This window comes from Pelomonas dachongensis (genome assembly GCF_043555865.1).
Classification (GTDB): Bacteria; Pseudomonadota; Gammaproteobacteria; order Burkholderiales; family Burkholderiaceae_C; genus Pelomonas; species Pelomonas dachongensis.
Genome location: NZ_JBIGHY010000001.1, coordinates 181914 through 199671, shown reverse-complemented (window position 1 = coordinate 199671; position 17758 = coordinate 181914). Strand labels below are relative to the sequence as shown.

Annotated in this window: 21 protein-coding genes; 14 read left to right on the top strand and 7 right to left on the bottom strand. The window is 64.7% G+C overall.

The genetic code is table 11. The annotated features are described in order from the left end of the window. Positions 1 to 98 precede the first annotated feature (98 nt). Both ACG02S_RS00935 and ACG02S_RS00930 read left to right on the top strand, forming a co-directional pair. Entirely contained in the window at positions 99 to 527 is a 429-nt protein-coding gene (locus ACG02S_RS00935; RefSeq protein WP_394468561.1) for an XRE family transcriptional regulator, read from the top strand. A 75-nt stretch (positions 528 to 602) separates the two neighbouring features. Beyond that, a complete protein-coding gene (locus tag ACG02S_RS00930) occupies positions 603 to 932 on the top strand; it encodes a helix-turn-helix domain-containing protein (protein WP_394468560.1) in 330 nt (109 codons plus the stop codon). A 398-nt stretch (positions 933 to 1330) separates the two neighbouring features. On the opposite strand, the gene ACG02S_RS00925 is transcribed toward ACG02S_RS00930, so the two are convergent. From ACG02S_RS00925 to ACG02S_RS00915, 3 genes are all read right to left on the bottom strand, one after another. Further along, positions 1331 to 3049, bottom strand: a complete 1719-nt coding sequence (locus ACG02S_RS00925) for a hypothetical protein (RefSeq protein WP_394468559.1) — start codon at positions 3047 to 3049, stop codon at positions 1331 to 1333. A gap of 80 nt (positions 3050 to 3129) precedes the next feature. Beyond that, entirely contained in the window at positions 3130 to 3609 is a 480-nt protein-coding gene (locus tag ACG02S_RS00920) for a hypothetical protein (protein ID WP_394468558.1), read from the bottom strand. Continuing rightward, entirely contained in the window at positions 3606 to 4772 is a 1167-nt protein-coding gene (locus tag ACG02S_RS00915) for a dsDNA nuclease domain-containing protein (protein WP_394468557.1), read from the bottom strand. Before ACG02S_RS00915 ends, ACG02S_RS00920 begins: the two co-directional genes overlap by 4 nt. Before the next feature lie 572 nt (positions 4773 to 5344). Here ACG02S_RS00915 and ACG02S_RS00910 point away from each other — a divergent pair. After that, the gene (locus tag ACG02S_RS00910) at positions 5345 to 5641 is read left to right on the top strand and encodes a DUF3892 domain-containing protein (RefSeq protein WP_394468556.1); all 297 of its coding nucleotides are present in this window, start codon (positions 5345 to 5347) and stop codon (positions 5639 to 5641) included. Between the two features lie 208 nt (positions 5642 to 5849). Beyond that, positions 5850 to 6380 carry a thymidine kinase gene (locus ACG02S_RS00905; protein WP_394468555.1) on the top strand — a complete coding sequence of 177 codons (531 nt, stop codon included), beginning with the start codon at positions 5850 to 5852 and terminating at the stop codon, positions 6378 to 6380. Between the two features lie 81 nt (positions 6381 to 6461). Here the strand turns inward: ACG02S_RS00905 and ACG02S_RS00900 are convergent, their stop codons facing one another. Next, entirely contained in the window at positions 6462 to 6698 is a 237-nt protein-coding gene (locus ACG02S_RS00900; protein ID WP_233370466.1) for a hypothetical protein, read from the bottom strand. A 234-nt stretch (positions 6699 to 6932) separates the two neighbouring features. Here ACG02S_RS00900 and ACG02S_RS00895 point away from each other — a divergent pair, with 234 nt between their 5' ends. Then, complete coding sequence (locus ACG02S_RS00895) at positions 6933 to 8582, top strand: alkaline phosphatase family protein (protein ID WP_394468554.1); 1650 nt, start codon at positions 6933 to 6935, stop codon at positions 8580 to 8582. Here ACG02S_RS00895 and ACG02S_RS00890 read toward each other — a convergent pair. After that, positions 8572 to 9213: a hypothetical protein gene (locus ACG02S_RS00890; protein WP_394468553.1), complete on the bottom strand. Its 642-nt coding sequence runs from the start codon at positions 9211 to 9213 to the stop codon at positions 8572 to 8574. The genes ACG02S_RS00895 and ACG02S_RS00890 overlap by 11 nt on opposite strands. A 91-nt stretch (positions 9214 to 9304) precedes the next feature. On the opposite strand from ACG02S_RS00890, the gene ypfJ reads away from it, so the two are divergent. From ypfJ to pssA, 6 genes are all read left to right on the top strand, one after another. Continuing rightward, on the top strand, positions 9305 to 10165 hold the full coding sequence (gene ypfJ / locus ACG02S_RS00885) for a KPN_02809 family neutral zinc metallopeptidase (RefSeq protein ID WP_394468552.1): 861 nt from the start codon (positions 9305 to 9307) through the stop codon (positions 10163 to 10165). Positions 10166 to 10333: 168 nt separating this feature from the next. After that, positions 10334 to 11047 (top strand): hypothetical protein, encoded by a 714-nt coding sequence (locus ACG02S_RS00880; RefSeq protein WP_394468551.1) that lies wholly within the window; start codon positions 10334 to 10336, stop codon positions 11045 to 11047. Between the two features lie 43 nt (positions 11048 to 11090). Then, on the top strand, positions 11091 to 11387 hold the full coding sequence (locus ACG02S_RS00875; protein WP_394468550.1) for an HPr-rel-A system PqqD family peptide chaperone: 297 nt from the start codon (positions 11091 to 11093) through the stop codon (positions 11385 to 11387). Beyond that, complete coding sequence (locus tag ACG02S_RS00870) at positions 11384 to 12295, top strand: HprK-related kinase A (protein ID WP_394468549.1); 912 nt, start codon at positions 11384 to 11386, stop codon at positions 12293 to 12295. Before ACG02S_RS00875 ends, ACG02S_RS00870 begins: the two co-directional genes overlap by 4 nt. Next, positions 12295 to 13383, top strand: coding sequence for a nucleotidyltransferase domain-containing protein (locus ACG02S_RS00865; RefSeq protein ID WP_394468548.1), 1089 nt, complete (start codon positions 12295 to 12297; stop codon positions 13381 to 13383). The genes ACG02S_RS00870 and ACG02S_RS00865 overlap by 1 nt, the downstream gene beginning before the upstream one ends. 38 nt (positions 13384 to 13421) lie before the next feature. Continuing rightward, positions 13422 to 14039 carry a CDP-diacylglycerol--serine O-phosphatidyltransferase gene (gene pssA, locus ACG02S_RS00860; protein WP_394468547.1) on the top strand — a complete coding sequence of 206 codons (618 nt, stop codon included), beginning with the start codon at positions 13422 to 13424 and terminating at the stop codon, positions 14037 to 14039. On the opposite strand, the gene ACG02S_RS00855 is transcribed toward pssA, so the two are convergent. Then, positions 14036 to 14257, bottom strand: coding sequence for a hypothetical protein (locus ACG02S_RS00855; RefSeq protein ID WP_394468546.1), 222 nt, complete (start codon positions 14255 to 14257; stop codon positions 14036 to 14038). The genes pssA and ACG02S_RS00855 overlap by 4 nt on opposite strands. 295 nt (positions 14258 to 14552) lie before the next feature. On the opposite strand from ACG02S_RS00855, the gene ACG02S_RS00850 reads away from it, so the two are divergent. Continuing rightward, complete coding sequence (locus ACG02S_RS00850; protein ID WP_394468545.1) at positions 14553 to 14726, top strand: hypothetical protein; 174 nt, start codon at positions 14553 to 14555, stop codon at positions 14724 to 14726. 1 nt (position 14727) lies between these two features. Here the strand turns inward: ACG02S_RS00850 and ACG02S_RS00845 are convergent, their stop codons facing one another. Continuing rightward, a complete protein-coding gene (locus ACG02S_RS00845; RefSeq protein ID WP_394468544.1) occupies positions 14728 to 15633 on the bottom strand; it encodes a LysR family transcriptional regulator ArgP in 906 nt (301 codons plus the stop codon). 73 nt (positions 15634 to 15706) lie between these two features. Here ACG02S_RS00845 and ACG02S_RS00840 point away from each other — a divergent pair, with 73 nt between their 5' ends. Together ACG02S_RS00840 and ACG02S_RS00835 are read left to right on the top strand one after the other, a co-directional pair. Further along, the gene (locus ACG02S_RS00840) at positions 15707 to 16348 is read left to right on the top strand and encodes a LysE/ArgO family amino acid transporter (RefSeq protein WP_394468543.1); all 642 of its coding nucleotides are present in this window, start codon (positions 15707 to 15709) and stop codon (positions 16346 to 16348) included. Positions 16349 to 16366: 18 nt separating this feature from the next. After that, complete coding sequence (locus ACG02S_RS00835; protein ID WP_394468542.1) at positions 16367 to 17644, top strand: D-amino acid dehydrogenase; 1278 nt, start codon at positions 16367 to 16369, stop codon at positions 17642 to 17644. Positions 17645 to 17758 lie beyond the last annotated feature (114 nt).

Sequence of the window (17758 nt, the reverse complement as noted above, 5' to 3'; positions counted from 1 at the left end):
TGCTGCGCGCCGCGCCAGTTTGACTTGTTAGTTACGTTATGAACGTAACTCGCACGCATGGTTCCGTGAAGGATTGCCGCACCTCTTAGCGTGACTGCATGGAAAACGCAAAGAAGAAATTTGCGGAGCGGTTACGCAAGGCAATGGAGGCGGCAGGCTATGAGCCCAAGCCCGCCGTGCTTGAGCGTGAGTTCAATACTCGCTTCTGGGGCGACCCGATGACCTTGCACGGGGTGCGCAGGTGGCTTCGCGGGGAGACCCTGCCGTCCCAGGAGAAGTTGCTGGTACTGGCGGAATGGCTGGAGGTGCCACCGCAGGAGCTGAGCTTCGGTGAGGATGCGCTGAAGCGGGTTGAACAGCGCCGCGCCCGCTGGGACAGCGGTATTGGCTATCAGGACCGTGAGCTATTCGAGGCTTTCCTCAAGCTGCCCGTTCCTCAACGCAAGCTGGTTCGCGAGGTGATCCTGACGTTCGCGAAGGTCCACGTTACGGAGCCAGCGCAGAAGCGGTTGAAGAAGCCGGAATGAACGGGCAGGCAGCGAACCGGGGCCACACTACGGACTTTCTCGCGTTTTGCACTTTAGGTATTAACCCAAGCATTCATGGTCAGGGTGGGCATGGCTTCGGCGTCCGATTGGGATGAGGTGGTCGGCTTGGCCGTCGCTGTGCGCCGGAGCAAGTTGGGTCTGACGCAGCTGGTTCTTGCGCAGGCGGCCGGCATCCACAGGAACTATTTGGCTGACGTCGAACGAGGCCAGAAGAGTCCCACCATGGGGGTGGTGTACGCGCTGTGCGTGGCGCTGGACTGCTCGCCCGAGAAGCTGGTGAAGCAGGCGGTGGGATACCTGACGGACGAGGAGAAGAGGCGCGAGGCGGTGGAGGCGTTGCCGCCGCGGCGGCCTGGGAGGCCTAAAAGAGCCGCCGCCGGTTGATCGTGAACAGCCTTGGTACGCCTACTCGGCGCCAAATGCTCGAGATTGGGGTGGTGGATGGCGGAAATCGTGGTGCGAGCCCCAGCCACATGCCTCCTGGTTGATCCGGACGTGGCAAACGTTGCGGCGAAGTTACACTGCCAACGTGACCGCAGGCGACCTCCCTGCTGCGGACGCCCTGCTTTTCCTCCCTGAGCAGGTGCCCTTCCGTGATGACAGCGGTGGGCATTGATACCCCGGCCCCAGCGCCGGGGTTTTTCTTTAGAGCGTCGCCATTGATTGGCCTCAACGGGCTGCGACGCAGTAGCGCGTCCGACCAGGCCAGGTAGGAGAGCCTCCGCTGACAGGTCGCGCGGCCAGCTACTGCCTACTTCAACAGCCTCAGGAACGGGCGGGAGCTAGGCTTGCTCTGATTCGGTCATCAGATCATCCAGCTTGCCAAGGTACATAGGTTTGTCTGGCCCCCTGTACGCCGGCAACCATCGCTCGTCTTTAGGCCCTGTCGGATGGTCATACCCAGTGGACGAGAAGATGAGCTGGCCATCGTTCGCCTCGCACATCCTTTCCAGTTCTTTCAGGTACTGAGCCAAGTCGGCAGTGTGAAGCTCTTCTTGTTTTGGGGTGTCCAGGATCAAGAAGCGGAACGGCCGCGACTTGTCAGAGAGGTAAGCCTCAAACAGAGCTGCGTGGATGGCCAGCACGAGGCGAATCGTTGTGCTGCTGGTGCCGCCGCTGCCGATAGTTTCTATGGTCTCGCCGCCAAACGTGAACCTGAGGTTCAAATCAATGTCCACGTTCGTCGACACGTTCTGCGTCACCAGGGTCTGCATCCATTTGACGGTGAGCTCACGCAGGGTCAGCCTGAGCTTCTTGAAGTCGTTGTCCGCCCTTCCGGTGTTGGACAGCTCGTCGATGCGGTCTTGAATCCGGTCCCGTTCTCGTTCCAACTTGAAGAGCTTCGACTGCTCGTTCTTCAGCGCTGCTATGCGCCCCAGCTCTGACTGCACGTCGACGAGCTGCTTAGTCAAGGCCTGCACCGCTGTGACCAGTTGGTCGACGCCTGAAGCAGATGGCGAGTCGAGGCTGTCGGCAAGCGTCTTTCGTTCCACGCTGAGCTCTTCAAGGCGCTCCTGTAGCTGCTCAGCGCGAATCTCCGCGCGTAGGCTGTTGCGCTCGAGGTCCTTGATTTGATCCTTGAGATACAGAAGACTTTTGCCGTACGACTCCGTGCTGCCAAGAAAGAGACCGCAGTTTGGGACACGGCAGATTTCCTGGAACGAAGTGAAGACGCGCCTGGCCTCCTCGTTCAGTCCCAGCGTCTTGACCTCACCATCAATCTCCGCGCGAATCGTCTCGATGCCCGCAACCCGGTTCTGTAAGTCGAAGAGCTCCAACTGCTTTGCGCGGATTTGGACGTCCTTCTGACGCAACATATCTGTAAGGGCGGAACTAGCGGTGCCCTTGGCGTCGACGGATGCGCGGAGGGCGTTGATCTGCCCCGTTAGGTCTTCCGCCGTGCGCTGCAATACCTCCTGATGGGCTTGGCCGTCGTCGATCCCTCGGCTTTGGTACTCCAGCACTCGCTGGGCTCCGACGATCCTGCGTGTCTGCGCTTCCAAGGCACTCTTCTCGTCCATGAGGTCCTTCTTGACCTCGTAGGAGTGCTTCGGATTGAGCCCAAAGGCAAAGCGGACCATCTCGGCGAACTGATCCTCAATGAAGGGGTTGGGCGACTTGTACGCAGCGGAGTACCCATAGCCCTGGATCAAGTAGAAGACAGGCAGCAGCGTAGAGATGTAGGGCTGCGCCTCACCCCCTTTGTTGGAGACCAAGCGGGGAGGCTTGAGACCAAGCAGCTTGAACAGTTCCGCGGAGAAGGAGCCTTCCGAATGATGTTCGGTCTGCTCGCCTTCGAAATCTATCGTTGCGTAGAACTCCGTGTTTGTGGCGCCAACGATTCGACGAATGGTCAGGGGCTTGCCGTCAGACTCAGCGTGCAGAACGACTGCCTTGCACTTCTCAAGGATGTCGTTCCGGAACTTGTTCGGAAAACCGAGCGTTGATGCGAGGCCACGGATGACAGGCGTCTTCCCGCTGCCATTCGGAGCAAACAGCATCGTGGTCCGATGGCCGAACTCCAGCAGAGGGCTTTCCCATCCTGCTTGGCCCTGGGGCTCGATACGCAGCGACTTCAGCCTCAATTTACTTCTCCCCTGGCCCGAGCTTCATCCCTGATGTATTGGTAGCTGAGCTCAATTGTTTTCATGGAGACGGCTAGCAGACTGTCACCATCCACAGCACCCTTGTAGACCTTCTTCCCGAGGTCGGTCGCGGAGATTCGCCGGGTAGCCTCGTCGATGGTGACCTGGCCGGTCGACTCAAGAAACGTAAGCGCTTTGATCGTCCGGATGCGAAGGTTGCCTGACCATCCTATTTCCTGCGACGACCCCTTGAAGCCTGCGACCGTGCGCTCCAGGCATTCGCCAACCAACTGACCTATCTCAGGCAGCTGAGGCTTGGACAGCCCCTTCGAGATGGCCAGGATGGTCATGGCAAGAAGGGGCAGCTGAAAGAGCGCCTCGTTGTCGAGCGTGTGCGCCGGAGAGGGGCCATCCCCGGACAGGTTCAGCTTCAGGTTGAGCCGCCGGGCCTCGCTAAAGAACTCAGCGGCACTCATCGTGTCGCCCTTCTCACGACCGCAGCGCAGATGGCGCCGAACACCAGGTCAGTGTCGAGCGTCGGAAATTTCTTGCCAATGCGTGATTCCAAGATGCCTTGAATGACGTCCTCGAGGTCCGCAAAGGCGCCGCCGGCAAGCAACCAGCCTTTGCACCTGCGGTCGATTTCCTCGGTCAAGACGTCGAAGGTGAACTCTGGAGAGTCGTGCCGAGCCTTGCGCACCCAGACGTCCCAGGACACCTTATGTCGCGAGGCGGTCTCGATCATTGCTTCCGTAGCGCCAACCTCCTTGAGCTTCCGTTGGAGGATCGACGCCGCCTTGATAGCCGCAGGGTCGCCCCCGTCCACCAGGGTCTGGTACACCTGCGTCGAAATGCTCAAGACCTTGAGAAGGTCCTCCAAACCAATGCTCGCCGCCAGGTCGATTCCCGATTTGAAAAGCCCGCTGATGGGAGCGCAGGACTTTTCTTCTACGAGCGTCACCAAGCTGGTCGCTATGCGCTCAACCTCGTGCTGATGCAGCTCGATTTCGCTATGCCGGTAAATGGCGGTATGCGCGGCAGCGGCGAAACCATCAAGGGTTTCGCCGATGTGCTGTACGTTGGCCAGCAGCGACAGCTTCTTTCGTGCGGCCTCGACCTCCTCGGGCGTCATGGTTTTGGTCGGGGAGACGATGTCCGCGAACTTGCCAATGAACTGGGTGATGTACTTCTTGCTGGATGACCCGGCGGCCAGGTCTGCCACGACTTCGTGAACGTCGTCGTCGAAGTGCACATTGCTGAGGATCGTGACTTCTCGGCACTGTTCGCCGAACTCTAGTGTGTGCACAAAGAGCTTGCCGGCGATGCTTTTTCGGATCGCCTCAAGCTTTTCCTCGGTGTCCAGGACGCCCTTTTTCTTGAGCGCGAAGACTTCCGCTACGTCCCACTGCTGGTTAGCTTTGCCCTTGGTCTTGACCTGGAAGAAGTGGTATTCGACAGCGCCGTCGACGGTACGGCGCACGACGAAATCGTCGTGGTAGTCACAGTAGACACGGTCGACCTCTTTGCCGCTCAGAATCTCGAGCGCCGCGTATGCGGCCGCTTGAAACTGCATTCGGAATCGCGACACCGTGGTGCGCCCGACAGTCTCCCGCGGCGCCTTGACATGGATGGTGTCCATGGAGATGTTGTTGTGCTCCCTGCTTATCGCGCGCCGATCTTGTAACAGATTTGTGTCGGCGGATGCACAGCATGAATCACCCAACTGATTGCTGAGCCGCTTCGAACGCTGAAAGCTTCTGGCCACCAGTGGATACAGCCCGCCAGGACGCACGCCGTAGCCGCAAGCTGTGTGAACACTGGAGGTCATAGCTGTGAAAATATACAGCTCCGCGTGAACCGCCTGTGGCTTCTCGAACCGAGAGATGCCCGCGAAGTCAAAGCCGCAGCCGTCAACCTATGGGAGCAAATCACGCCCCAAATTGTGGATAAAGCTGTTGATAACAAGTTCACAACTTGTTGTCAAAGATGGATAAAGCACTATAGGTAGCGCCATCGTCGCTCTCTAGCGCTACATCTAGTTTTGCTGCTATTCTGTTAAGCAGAAATGCAGACGGCCAGGTGCTTTCGCACTTGGCCGTCTACCCCCAAGGTGACCACCCGGGGCTCGATCCAAAGATCATGTGTGGAAGCTTGATGCTACCGGACGGGATTTCATGGCGGTCTAGTGTTAGTAACTAGGAGAACAAGGCTATGCCTGACGTTCGTATCACTTGCATCTTGAAGTCCCAGCCCCAGGGCGGACACGACCACATCACCCACGTTGGCAACCCCGCCGGCAACTGGATGTGGACGGTTGCCCAGGTCGTCAACAGCATCGACGCCAAGACCAACACCTTCTACGTGCTCGACCCCGTCTCAGGGAAGCGTGCGGACGTTGGTGTAGTCCGTCCGGGCAACCACGCGCCATATCTCCGCACGTACGCAGATCGCGTCTGGAACGACAACCTGTTGTCGTTGACCTCGTGCCCGTGGAGCGCCGCGGCGTAATCGCCCGCTCTTCAACAGCACGCCAAGGGACCTCTCGCAGGTCCCCTTTTTTGCGCCACAGCTTACTGCGCACGAGGTCCGCGAGGCTTGAAACTATGCAGAGCTATGTATGCACGGCGCCTCTGCGCGCTATACCAAGCATTCAATGCCTATTGGCCAAAGTTGGCGCGCCACAAGAAATATGCAGGAAGAGCCCATAAGAGCCGCGATGAACGCCGGCAAGTCCACCGCACTTTTGCAGGTGGCGCACAACTATGAGGAGCGCGGCCATCGCGTGCGCATCTTCACCGCACGGCTAGACGACCGCTTCGGCCGCGGCTTCGTCACGTCACGCCTGGGGCCACAGCGCGAGGTGGAGCAGTTCGAGGCCGACACCGACTTCATCGCGCTGATGGGCGACAACCCCGCCATCGCCTGCATCCTCGTGGACGAAGCGCAGTTCCTCAGCAAGCAGCAGGTGCAGCAACTGCACGAGCTGGCGCACCTGCGCAACCTGCCGGCGATCTGCTACGGCCTGCGGACGGACTTCCAGGGAGAGCTGTTCCCCGGTTCGGCCACGCTGCTGGCGCTGGCCGACGAGATGGACGAGATGAAGACCATCTGCGACTGTGGCCGCAAGGCGACGATGAACATGCGCGTGGATGCCCACAACCGCAAGGTCACCGAGGGCGCGCAGGTCGAGATTGGGGGCAATGCACGCTACCGGTCGGTGTGCGGCCGCTGCTTCCGCCAGGGCTGAAGCCCGGGCGGAAACGACACCGCCCCGGTGGACGGGGCGGTGCGTGAAATCAGGCCCTGACCGCGAGGCAGGGCGGCTGCCTTACTTGGCAGCGATCTGTGCGTCCAGCTCCTTGCAGGAGGGCGAGCAGACCGGCTGGGACTTGCCCAGCAGCTTCTTCGACTTCAGCATCGCGCGCGGTCGATGCTTGCCGCAGAGGAAGCACGACATCGTCGCGGCACCGAACGAAGAGGTCGCAGCAAATGGCGAGCCGGGGGCTTTGGAGCGGTAGCGCAGACCATCGGCTTCGATGGTAGTCTTGGTGGATTCTTTGGCCACGCTGGTCCTGTCGAAGAGTTGTAAAAGGGGCGCCGGGCAGGCGTGAGGGCCCTGTATTTTCCATCATGTGCGAAAACCCGCGGCCTAGGGCTTTCAACACCCCCTGAATGCAACCGGCTTTGGGTCCACGCACCGCGCCGTTCGCGCCCCGTCGCGGTGGCGCCTGACAGACCTCCCGGACGTGTGTCGGCTTTGTGACGACGTAAGCTAGCCGCCTCATTGCCGACCACTCCCATGACCCCAACCCGCCGTCGCCTGCTCGCGCTCGCCCTGTCCAGCGCCCTGTTGTCCGCCTGCTCGACACCGTCGCCGAGCGTCGTCCCGCAGCGCCCCAAGTTGCTGGTCCTGATGGTCATAGACGGGCTGCCCATGCGCCAGGTCACCGGCTACCGCGACCAGCTCGCGCCTGACGGCTTCGCCCGCTTCCTGGACCGCGGTCGCTGGTTTGCCAATGCCCACTACGGCCACGGTCACACCGTCACCGCGGCCGGCCACGCCGTGATGCTGACCGGCGCGTACCCGCAGCGCACTGGCATCATCAGCAACGAGTGGCGCGACCCGGCGACCGGCGACCCGGTCTACAACACCGGCGACAACGCCTACACGTACCTCGACAACCCGACCGCGCCGCTGGCCGGCACCAGCCCGCGCAACCTGAAGGTCGAGACGCTAGGCGACGTGCTGCGCACGCGCTCGCCGCAGTCCAAGGTCATCGGCATCTCCGGCAAGGACCGCGGCGCCATCCTGCCGGCCGGCCACTTGGGGCAGGCCTACATGTACATGACCGAGACGGGGCGATTCACGTCCAGCAGTTACTACATGCAGACGCTGCCGGCCTGGGTGACGGCGTTCAACGCCACCAAACCTGCCGACGCTTTCTTCCAGAAGGCCTGGGCGCCCGTGCTACCCGAGACCGCCTACGCCCGCTCGGTGCCCGACGGCCAGGCCTGGCAGGTCGCCAGCGGCAACGGCAACCGGCTGCCCGCCATCGTGGGCGACAAGATGGAGGCGCCGGGCCCGCGTTTCTACAGCAACCTGCTGGCCTCGCCGTTCGGCGACGAGCTGACGCTGTCCTTCGCCCGCGCCGCCGTCACGAACGAGAAGCTGGGCCAGCGCGGCGTGCAGGACCTACTGTCGGTCAGCCTGTCCAGCCACGACTACATCAACCACGCCTACGGCCCCGAGTCGCGGCTGTCGCACGACCACATGCTGCACCTGGACCGGCACCTGCAGGCCTTCTTCCAGTTCCTGGACCAGACTGTGGGCGCCGGCAACTATGTGCTGGCGCTGACGGCCGACCACGGCTTCACCGACACGCCCGAATGGGCGGCCTCGCAGGGCCGCGACGCCGGCCGCTTCAACAACGCCCCGGCGCTGGCCGCCGTCAACGGCGCGCTCGCGGCGCGCTTCGGCGTGGACCAGCTGGCCCGCGGCTTCTCGGCTTCGGGCCTGCTGCTGAACGACAAGCTGGCCGCCGAGCGTGGCCTGGACTTTGCCGCCGTGCAGGCGGTCGCACGCGACGAGCTGCTGAAACTGCCGGGCGTCTCCACGGTATTCACCCGCGAGCAGTTGCTGGGCAGCGAGACGAGCACGCCCTACCTGGAGGGCATGCGCAAGTCCTTCGACCCCACACGTGCCGCTCAGTTGCAGATCTTGCTGAAACCGCACTGGATCTTCAGCTACCGCCCAGGCGGCAGCACGCACGGCAGCCCTTACGCTTATGACACGCAGGTGCCGCTGCTGTTCTGGGGACCAAGCTACGTCGGCCGGGGCGAGGTCGAGGCCCGCGCCGAGGTGGCCGACCTGGCGCCCACGCTGGCAGCCATCGCCGGCCTGCCGGCACCCGCACAGGCCCAAGGCCACGATCTGTCCCTCAGGCCCTGAGCAGCAACTCGGTCGCCGACTCGCCCCACCGCGCCTCGGTCAACGCCAGGCCGCCCAGGCGCTCGACCAGCGCTGCCGCCTGCGCCGGCGCAGTGGACGGCAGCATCAGCAGCAGCCGCCCGTCTTCCAGCCGCGCACAGCCGTCCTCGCCACGGATGCGCGCCAGCAGGGCCTGGGGGTCGGCGCCGGCTGCCGTGGTCGCCACGCAAAGCGGCCAGGCGCGCGAGTCGCTCAGCAGCGACTGCAGCAGCTCCTTTCCCGCCTGGGCGTCCAGCAACTGGCCGAACGGCGCCCGCCCGCCGCGTAGGCCACTGATGTCCAGCCCCGTGCAGGCGCAGCCGCCGTCCTGCGTCGGCTGCTCCACCCACCAGTAACGACGCCCGTCACGCCAGACTTCCTCGTAACCGGGCACCGCGCCGCGACGACGCTCCCCGGTATCGCCAACCGGACCCAGCCCAGCCGCACGCGCAGCCTGATGCATCTCGTCCCGCGAGGGCTGGGCCTGGGGCGCCAGCGCCCAGGCAGCACGGAACGCCGCATTGGCCAGCCGCAGCCGCCCATCGGCATCGAACAGGGCCAGCAACACCGGCCCATCGGACAGGGCCTGCCACCAGAGATCGGACGAGTTCACGCGGCCATTGGAACCCAGCCGCGGCCCCGCGGTCGCTCGAATCCTTCACGCCGGGACGCCGTACGATCAACCCCACCAGCAGGAGAGCCGCATGAAATGGGAAGGCCAGCGCGAAAGCAACAATGTCGAGGACGCCCGGGGCGGTGGGCGGCGTGGCCTCCCCATCGGCGGTCGCGGACTGGGCGTGGGTGGCATCGTCGTAGCACTGCTGGCATCGTGGGTGCTGGGCGTCAACCCGCTGACCATGCTGGGCCTGATGCAGGGCGGCGGCACCCAGGCCGAGGCACCGGTCGGCGATTCGCAGGCGCAGGACCCGGGCTACCGCTTCGTCAAAGTCGTGCTGGCAGACACCGAAGACGTCTGGGCCGCCTACTTCCAGCGCAGCGGCCAGCAGTACCAGATGCCCAGGTTGCAAGTCTTCAGGGGCAGCACCGACACCGCCTGCGGACAGGGCGAGGCCGCGATGGGTCCGTTCTACTGCCCGGCGGACCGCAAGGTCTACATCGATCTGGGCTTCTTCGACACGCTGCGAGAACGGCTCGGTGCGCCCGGCGATTTCGCCCAAGCCTATGTCATCGCCCATGAAGTGGGCCACCACCTGCAGAACCTGATGGGGACGACCGAAAAGATCGACCGCCTGCGCGGCCGCGCGACTGAACGCGACGTCAACGCGATGAGCGTGCGGCTGGAACTGCAGGCAGATTGCTACGCCGGTGTCTGGACCCACTTGTCGCAGCGCGGCAAGGGGTGGCTGGAGCAGGGCGACATCGAGGAAGCGCTGAACGCTGCCGCGCAGATCGGCGATGACACGCTGCAAAAACGCTCGCGCGGGACCATCGTGCCGGAGAGCTTCACCCACGGCAGCAGCGCCCAGCGCGTGCACTGGTTCAAGCGGGGGCTGGAGTCCGGCGACCTGAAGGCGTGTGACAGCTTTTCGTCCACCGCCCTTTGACAGTCAGGGAACCGCCACCCAATCAAGGGGGCGCCCGGTGGTGCTGCCACGCCTTTGTGTGAAACACTGCCAACCAAACGGCCGAGCCTTCCCATAGCATCGGCCCGCCCTGGAGCAGAGCACGCAGCTCGCTCGGGCAACCGGAGAAGCTTCACGAGGCCCACTGTCATGAGCGAACGTCCCAATCCAGACTTCCAGCCGACGTCCGAAACGCCGGCTTCTGTCGACGTGGTCGGCCGTCAGGTGGCGTCCGCGCGCCGCCGCCGCTTCATCAAAATGGGTGCAGGCGTTGTGCCCGTCGCGCTGACACTGAGCAGCCGCCCCGTGCTGGCGACGAACAGCCAGGGCAAATGTTTCTCGGCTTCCGCCTGGGGTTCGGTGCAAACGCTGGTCGGCACGAATGCCAGCACCTACACCCGCAAGGCAAACAATGCGCCCACGGTCACTTGCTATACCCGTGCGCAGTGGATTAGTAAATACAAGTCTGGCAACACGGAATACTCGAGTTGCGAGGGATGGAAGAAAAACTCCATCAACTGCGGCGACCTGAAGGTCAGCACCGTCAGCAAGTACACCGTGGCGAGCGCCTGCGGCAACTCTGGCGGTACCGCCGGCATTCCAGGCACGGTGACCGTCTGGGCGGCACTGAACGGCAATTACTCCAGTGCCAAGAAGGCCATGCTGGTGGCTTGGCTGAACTACCGCGTCAGCGGAACCACCAAGACCGACGTCTGCGTGATCGACACGTTTTCGACGAATCAGCTCACGAAGCTCGGCAACATCGTCGCGTCCGGTCAAGGCATCGGGCCCGATGGCAAGCTGTGGTACGCCGCTGATGTCGAGAAGTATCTCTACGACAACTTCATCGGCCGTTTGAGCTGAGCACGGTCATTTCAATACGGTGCTGATCGGCGTTTGATCGCGGATGCGCGAGTCGATGTGGACCGTTCGCCGGCGCGCCGATATTTGCTGGCGTGACTGGGATGGGCTGGGCGTCGTGTATGACGACAGTTCAGGCGACACCCATCTGGTTGACGCGTTGGCCATCGAGTTCCTCGAGATGCTGGCGAGGCAGCAGCTCTGCGTGGCTCAACTGGTGGATCAGCTGGCCGACGCGCTTCCCGAACAGATGGACGTAGCGACTGCAACTGCCTTCTTCGACCGGCAACTGCACGCCTTGCAAGATCTGGGACTCGTCGAACAGATCGCCACGCCCGCATGAAGGTCGGTGACCTGGCGTTGGGCGACCTGCGCAAGAGGCTGGCTCAGGGCGCGCTGGTCTTGAAGGCGCCTCCCTTTGTGGCACGCCTGCGCTCGGACGTGGATCGGGTGGCAGAGGACCTGCTGCTGCTTTACAGCGATTTCGACCTGGGCACACCGGACGATTTCGCCGATTTCCATCTGGAAGTTCGCCGTGAAGGCGGCCTGCGGCGCTGGATCAAACCCATGGCGAGGTTCTTCGCAGACGGCGAGCCCGCCTTCAGCCAGTTGCCGGCAGAGCAGGGCTTTCACATGATCGAGTGGGGGCTGAACTGGGCCGTGAGCACGATGGCCCATCCCTACCTGTCGTACCACGCTGCCGCACTGGAGCGCGGCGGCCGAGCGCTCGTCATGCCGGCACCACCGGGTTCGGGCAAGAGCACGCTGACGGCGGCGCTGGCCCACCGCGGCTGGCGGCTGCTGACGGATGAGATCACGCTCTATGACCTGAAAAGCCAGCAGGTCACCGGCATGGCGCGGCCGGTCAACCTGAAGAATGTCTCCGTCGAGCTGATCCGCCAGTTCGCGCCGCAAGCGGAACTGACGCGCCCTGTGCCGGACACCGCCAAAGGGACCCTCGCGTTGATGAAGGCGCCGACGGACAGCGTGGCGCGCATCATGGAGCCTGCGCGGCCCGCCTGGATCGTCATGCCGCGCTACACGGCCGGCGCCACGCCAACGCTGACCACCTTGCCCAAGGCGCGCATGCTGCTGTTGTTGGCGGAGCAGTCCTTCAACTACGACCTGCACGGCCGCGGTGGCTTCGAAGCGACCGCCGAACTGGTCGACCGCTGCGACTGCCTGGAGTTCGAGTATTCGTCGCTGGAAGAAGCTGTGCAGTGCATCGATCAACTGGCCGCGCAACGCTGATGCGCCCGTCCGCACCGCTCCTGCTTCGGACGCTGCTGAGCCCCGAGTCGGCACTGGGCCTTCGTCCAGCCGACTGGGACCTGCTGCTGCGGCAGGCCCGCCGCGGCCTGCTGCTGACGAAGCTGGCGGTCGTTCTGCAGCCCTGGCTTGAACACGTACCTGCCGGCCCGCGCCACCATCTGCACGCCGCCCTGCTGACCGCAAGGCGGCAGGCGAAGCTGACGCACTGGGAGGTCAGCCGCATCCAGGCAGCGCTTCAGCCGCTGGGCGTCGAGCCCATCCTGCTCAAGGGCACCGCCTACCTGATGGCGGATCTGCCAGCCAGTCAAGGCCGCGTGTTCGGTGACGTCGACATCCTCGTGCCCAAGGCGCGGATCCACGACATCGAGTCCGCCCTGCTGGCGCACGGCTGGCGCTTTCAGGACGAACTGGACGCCTACGACGAACGCTACTACCGCGAGTGGATGCACGAGATCCCGCCGCTGACGCACGAGCATCGCGGCAGCAGCCTGGACGTCCACCACACCATCCTGCCGCCCTCTGCGCGCATCCAGGTCAACACGGCAGCGCTGTTCGAGGACGCGCGCGAACTGCCCGCACAGCCTGGCGTCCGCGTGCTGGCGCCGGTGACCATGGTGCTGCACAGCGCGACCCACCTCTTCCACGAGGGCGAGCTGGAGAAAGGCCTGCGGGACCTGTTCGATCTGGATGCGCTGCTGAGAGATTTCGGCCGCGATCCCTCGTTCTGGGCGGCGCTGGTGCCACGCGCCCGCACGCTGGGGCTGAGCCGCCCGTTGTTCCTCGCGCTGCACTACACGACCCGCTGGCTCGGCACGCCGGTGCCCGGCGATGTGCTGCAGGCGTCCGCAGCCGACGCGCCGGCCGGGTTGGCCCTGCTGGACGCCTGCTACGACCGTGCGTTGATGCCGGACCATGCCAGCTGTGATCAAGCCCTGACCGGCAGCGCCCGGCTGGCTTTGTATGTGCGCTCGCACTGGTTGCGCATGCCGATGGGCTTGCTCACCCGGCATTTGGCCCGTAAGGCCTGGCTGCGCCTGCAACCTTCCGAACCGGCAGCACCAGCCTGATCCGCCTGATCGGCACCCGTTGGGCAGAGAATGCGCCGATGGAAAAACCCAAGCCGTTCTCGATGATCCGCGAGTTCCATCTGGCGGACTGGTTCACGCTGGGCAACGCCTGCGCCGGCGTGGGTGCCCTGTTTGCCGTGATGAGCTTCCTGCAGAGCGGCGATGTGCGCCACCTGCACTACGCCTGCGCATTGATCCCGCTGGCGCTGGCTTTCGACGTCCTGGACGGTCGTGTCGCGCGCTGGCGCCAGCAAAGTTCGGTGCTGGGCCGCGAACTGGATTCGCTGGCCGACATCATCTCGTTCGGGGTCGCACCCGCCGCTATCGCCTATGGCTGTGGCATGCAGGGCTTGTTTGACCGCGTCGTGCTGGCGTTCTTCGTCGCCTGCGGCGTGAGCCGGCTGGCGCGGTTCAATGTGACGGCAGAGAAGCTCAGCGCGGGCTCCGACAAGGTCGCCTATTTCGAGGGCACGCCGATCCCGACCTCGATGCTGCTCGTTGCGGTGCTGTGGGTCGCTGCCGCACAGGGCGCCACCGGCGACTCGCTGTGGGGCGGAGCGTGGCGGATCGCCGGGTTCGAGTTGCACCCGCTGGTGCTGATGTTCGCGGCATCCGGCTCGCTGATGGTGAGCCGGATACGGATTCCGAAGCTTTAGGCGGTACGGCGGGACAACCAGCCCAGCGGCGAGTCCTGCGCCACACGCCCGGACTGGGACTCCAGCACATCGGTAGCCGGTTGACTGCGGTACTCGCTGATGCCACCACCATCCAGGCAGGCATCCAGCCCGAAGGCTGTTCCCAGATCGGCAGGATCGGGATCGCTGCGTGTCACAGCGTCACGACGGAAGAAACGCAGCGCTGGCACGAATCTCATGGCAAACCCCTATGGCTCTGGTCGCGGCGCCCATGCAGCCGTCAACGAAACCAGTGTGCTGGATCTGTGTGACAAGCGAACCCCCCATCTGTGAGTAAATATTGCCTCTGTTGGCAATACCGCACACCCAATCAAGGTGGCTTTTCCCAACGGTGACAAGGGTTTGTGTCCGTTTCACGTCAGCGCGCGAGCGTTGCGTGATTGCAAATGATTGGAAGGAGTCGCACGGTTGTTGACCCAAACCCCCCGGGTTGCGCGTAAGCTCCGCGCTCCGTCCGAACACGGGATTTCCCGCATGACTTCTGCAGTACTGAAATGGATAGCCAACGGCGTGATCGGCCTGGTGGCCTTGAGCACGTTGTGGATCGCCCAGACAGTGCAGCCTGGTCGGCACGAGGTGATGTCCCTGTTGGTCGCTCAGGCTGTGGCCGCGCCCGCCGCTGCCGCATCGGCGCCCGTCACTCGCTGAGTCAGGCCAGCGCCCGCTGCGCACCTTGCGCGAGTGCCTGACCGATCTGGTCCAGCAACGCACCGCGCCCCTGCAACTGCCACTGGTGCCAGAACAGCGTCACGTCCACGCTGACGTCGGGACGTACATTCATCAGCCGACCCGCCGCCACCCACGGGCGGACCTGGATCTCCGGCGCCACGCCGATACCCCACCCCATCAAAACCGCCTGCACGTAGGCCTCGCTGGATGGCACGAAGCGCTCCCTCAGCCGTGGCGCACGCACACCGAATGCCTGTGACACCCACTGCGTCTGGGTGTCGTCCTTGCGGTTGAAGACGAGGAAAGGCGTGTCGGCGAAGTTGCCAGCATGCAGCCCGTCCGGCAGGTGCGCGGCCAGGAAGGCCGGGCTGGCCACCGCCACGTAGCGCATGACGCCCAACGGCTGCACGCTGCAGCCCTGCAGCGCCTCCGCCACGGTCGACATGCATCCCAGCACGGCGCCCTGGCGCAGGCTGTCATGCGTGAAGTCCTGGTCGTCGACGACCAGTTCCAGCCCGTAGCCCTCGCGCAGCCCCTGCTGCACCAGTGCATCCAGCGCCGGCAATACCCAGGTGGCGAGGCTGTCGGCGTTAACGGCGATAGCCAGCCGCGACTGCGGCGCGACGCGCTCGCCCAGTTCGCGGGCCACGTCCGTGCGCAGCGCCTGCAGCTGGCGGGCAAAACGCAGCAGCACCTTGCCGGCTTCTGTCAGGCGCAGCGGACGCGAGCGGACGACCAGGGGCTGGCCCACCTGCGTCTCCAGCGCCCGCAACCGCTGCGACACAGCGCTCTGCGTGATGGACAGGCGCTGCGCGGCCCGCTCGAAGCCCTGCTCGTCAGCCAGCGCGGCCAGACAGTCGAGCGCGGCGGGGTCGAAGTCATTCATAAGCAGCGCTAATGTACGGCGATGAATATGAATGCAGCTTCTTGAAAGGGGAGCTGCTGCAGAGAATCCGGCGATGTCCGCTCCTGCCTTGATGGCCTCCGCCGCCGCACCTGCCGCATTCGCGCAGGGCTGGGCCATGGGGCTGGGGCTGATCCTGGCCATCGGCGCGCAGAATGCGCTGGTGCTGCGCCAGGGTCTGCGGCGCCAGCATGTGGGTGCGGTGGTGGCGGTCTGCACGCTGTCGGACTGGCTGCTGATCGCGCTGGGCGTGTTCGGTCTGGGCGCGCTGATCCAGTCCAGCCCGCTGCTGCTGCAGGTCTTCCGCTTCGGCGGCGCAGCCTTCCTGCTGGGCTACGCCGCCATGGCGGCCCGGCGCGCCTGGCGGCCGGTCGCCGGGCTGCAGGCAGCCGGCCAGGGCAACAGCCTCGGCGCGACGCTGGCGGCCGCGTTGGCCTTCACCTACCTGAACCCGCATGTTTACCTGGACACCGTCGTGCTGCTGGGCGGCCTGGGCGCGCGGCAGCCGGCTGAACTGCGGCCGGCCTTTGTCGCCGGCGCGTGTGTTGCGTCGGCGATGTGGTTTGGCCTGCTGGGCTTCGGCGCTGCAGCGGCGGCGCCGTGGCTGGCGCGGCCGACGACGTGGCGCGTGCTGGATGCCGGCGTCGCTTTGCTGATGGCCGGCCTGGGCTTACAACTGCTCCTTAACCCGCTCTGATAACTCCAAGGACACGTCATGAAGATCGTCGTGCTCGGCGCCGGCATCATCGGCATCGCCACCGCCTGGTACCTGCTGGAAGAGGGCCACGAGGTCACCGTCGTGGACCGCCAGCCAGACGCCGCGCTGGAAACCAGCTTTGCCAACGGCGCGCAGATCTCGGTCAGCTTCTGCGAGCCCTGGGCCAATGCCGGTGCGCCGTTCAAGGTCGCCAAGTGGCTGCTGCGCGATGACTCGCCGCTGCTGTTCCGCCCACGACTGGACCCCAACCAGTGGCGCTGGGGCCTGGCCTTCCTGATGCAATGCACGGACGCCGCGTTCGAGCGCAATGTCGAGGAGCTGGTGCAGCTGGGCCGCTACTCGCACGCGGCGCTGAAGGAGCTCGTCACCCGTACCGGCATCGAGTACGACCGGCTGGAGCGCGGCATCCTGCATTTCTTCTCCACCCAGGAAGACCTGGACAACGGTGCGGCCGGCGCCGCGATCATGCGCCGCCACGGCGTGGACCGGCGCGTGCTGAGCCGCGAAGAGGTGCTGAAGGTAGAGCCCGCGCTCGCGGCTTCGGCGCACCGCGTGTTCGGTGGCACGTTCACGCCCAGCGACGAGAGCGGCGACGCCAAGGTCTTCACGCAGAAGCTGGCGCAGCGCTGCGCCGAGCGCGGCGCACAGTTCCTGTACGAGCACGACAACCTGGCGCTGCAGCGCGGCGGCGACGGCATTGAATCCGTGCAAATCGCCCATGTACGCAGCGGCGAGCGCAAGACGCTTGTGGCCGACGCCTTCGTCGCCGCGATGGGCTCATACACGCCGGCGCTGCTGGCACCGCTGGGCGAGTCGCTGAACATCTACCCGGCCAAGGGCTATTCGGCCACGCTGAGGCTGAAGAAGCCCGAGGCCGCCAGCGTCGTCAGCCTGCTGGACGACAGCCGCAAGATCGCCATCTCGCGGCTGGGCGACCACATCCGCATCGCCGGCACCGCCGAGCTGTCAGGCTTCGACCTGAACCTCGACTCACCGACCGCGCAGGTGCGCTGCGCTGCGCTGGTGAAACGCTACGAGGAGTTGTTCCCCGGCGTGGCGGACACCAGCGAGCCTCACTACTGGACCGGCCTGCGCCCCAGCACGCCCACCAACATCCCCTACATCGGGCGCAGCAAGCGGGCGCGCAACCTGTGGATCAACGCCGGCCACGGCACGCTGGGCTGGACGCACGGCGCCGGCTCGGGCCTGGCGATGGCCGAGCTGATCGCCGGCCGCCGCCCGGCGATGCAGTTCGGTTTCTACGGCAACGTTTGACCCCTCGCCCAAGGAGTACCTGGGTCGGCCCCCCGAGGGGGCGGCGATGCTCGCGGGGGTGACCCCGCTCGCACATCACCAGACGGGCCGGCTTGGGGCGGCCCGGCGCTCGGC

Bases quoted from the DNA above. Each gene is read 5' to 3' on its own strand.
- ACG02S_RS00835 (WP_394468542.1), top strand. From the start codon at position 16,367: ATGAAGATCGTCGTGCTCGGCGCCGGCATCATCGGCATCGCCACCGCC.
- ACG02S_RS00845 (WP_394468544.1), bottom strand. From the start codon at position 15,633: ATGAATGACTTCGACCCCGCCGCGCTCGACTGTCTGGCCGCGCTGGCT.
- ACG02S_RS00840 (WP_394468543.1), top strand. From the start codon at position 15,707: ATGTCCGCTCCTGCCTTGATGGCCTCCGCCGCCGCACCTGCCGCATTC.
- ACG02S_RS00895 (WP_394468554.1), top strand. From the start codon at position 6,933: ATGACCCCAACCCGCCGTCGCCTGCTCGCGCTCGCCCTGTCCAGCGCC.
- ACG02S_RS00850 (WP_394468545.1), top strand. From the start codon at position 14,553: ATGACTTCTGCAGTACTGAAATGGATAGCCAACGGCGTGATCGGCCTG.
- ypfJ (WP_394468552.1), top strand. From the start codon at position 9,305: ATGAAATGGGAAGGCCAGCGCGAAAGCAACAATGTCGAGGACGCCCGG.
- ACG02S_RS00865 (WP_394468548.1), top strand. From the start codon at position 12,295: ATGCGCCCGTCCGCACCGCTCCTGCTTCGGACGCTGCTGAGCCCCGAG.
- ACG02S_RS00925 (WP_394468559.1), bottom strand. From the start codon at position 3,049: ATGCTGTTTGCTCCGAATGGCAGCGGGAAGACGCCTGTCATCCGTGGC.
- ACG02S_RS00875 (WP_394468550.1), top strand. From the start codon at position 11,091: ATGCGCGAGTCGATGTGGACCGTTCGCCGGCGCGCCGATATTTGCTGG.
- ACG02S_RS00905 (WP_394468555.1), top strand. From the start codon at position 5,850: ATGAACGCCGGCAAGTCCACCGCACTTTTGCAGGTGGCGCACAACTAT.
- ACG02S_RS00880 (WP_394468551.1), top strand. From the start codon at position 10,334: ATGAGCGAACGTCCCAATCCAGACTTCCAGCCGACGTCCGAAACGCCG.
- ACG02S_RS00930 (WP_394468560.1), top strand. From the start codon at position 603: ATGGTCAGGGTGGGCATGGCTTCGGCGTCCGATTGGGATGAGGTGGTC.
- ACG02S_RS00870 (WP_394468549.1), top strand. From the start codon at position 11,384: ATGAAGGTCGGTGACCTGGCGTTGGGCGACCTGCGCAAGAGGCTGGCT.
- ACG02S_RS00920 (WP_394468558.1), bottom strand. From the start codon at position 3,609: ATGAGTGCCGCTGAGTTCTTTAGCGAGGCCCGGCGGCTCAACCTGAAG.
- ACG02S_RS00855 (WP_394468546.1), bottom strand. From the start codon at position 14,257: ATGAGATTCGTGCCAGCGCTGCGTTTCTTCCGTCGTGACGCTGTGACA.
- pssA (WP_394468547.1), top strand. From the start codon at position 13,422: ATGGAAAAACCCAAGCCGTTCTCGATGATCCGCGAGTTCCATCTGGCG.
- ACG02S_RS00910 (WP_394468556.1), top strand. From the start codon at position 5,345: ATGCCTGACGTTCGTATCACTTGCATCTTGAAGTCCCAGCCCCAGGGC.
- ACG02S_RS00915 (WP_394468557.1), bottom strand. From the start codon at position 4,772: ATGGACACCATCCATGTCAAGGCGCCGCGGGAGACTGTCGGGCGCACC.
- ACG02S_RS00935 (WP_394468561.1), top strand. From the start codon at position 99: ATGGAAAACGCAAAGAAGAAATTTGCGGAGCGGTTACGCAAGGCAATG.